The organism is Neisseria sp. P0021.S006 (assembly GCF_051956895.1).
Window position 1 is genome coordinate 1 of the sequence record NZ_JBQCWZ010000703.1, and the last position, 720, is coordinate 720.

At 57.8% G+C, this 720-nt stretch carries 1 protein-coding gene; it reads right to left on the reverse strand.

All coding sequences use genetic code 11. From position 1 onward, the window contains the following. A partial coding sequence (locus tag ACTHUM_RS16585; protein ID WP_440403504.1) for a malate dehydrogenase occupies positions 1-720 on the reverse strand: 720 nt, incomplete at both ends.

Below are 720 nucleotides of genomic sequence, written 5' to 3' on the forward strand. Positions count from 1 at the left end.
ATTTACCACTGCTGCCGAGCAACCAGTCGCGCAGGTGGTAGATGGCGGCATTAGCGGCGGAGGCCGCGGATGATGAACCGCGTGCGGCAATAATGGCGGCACCACGTTCGGCGATTTTCGGCATGAAGACTTCGGTGTTCCAGTCGGGTTCGGTAATCATGTCTTGGACGGACTCGCCGTTGCTGGTGGCGTAGCGGTAGTCGGCGTACATGGTCGGGCTATGGTTGCCCCAGACGCACATTTGCTCGATGGAAGTAATCGGGCGGTTGATTTTTTCGGCAATTTGACTGACGGCACGGTGGTGGTCGAGACGCATCAGGGCGGTGAAATTTTCCGGCGGGATGTCGGGTGCGGATTTCATGGCGATGTAGGCGTTGGTATTGGCCGGATTGCCGACGACGAGGACTTTAACGTTGCGATTGGCAACTTTGTTCAACGCCGCGCCTTGTACTTTGAAAATTTCGCCATTGGCGTGCAGTAAATCGGCGCGCTCCATGCCTTGCGTGCGCGGGCGCGCTCCAATCAAGAGGGCAATGTCGGCATCTTTGAAGGCGACTTCGGGGTCATCTGTGGCGAAGATGTCGGCAAGGAGTGGGAAGGCGCAATCCTGCATTTCCATAATTACGCCGCGCAATGCCTGTCGTGCCTGCGGCAGGTCGAGCAGCTGCAGGATAACGGGTTCGTCGCGTCCTAGCATGATGCCGCCTGCGATACGGAAAA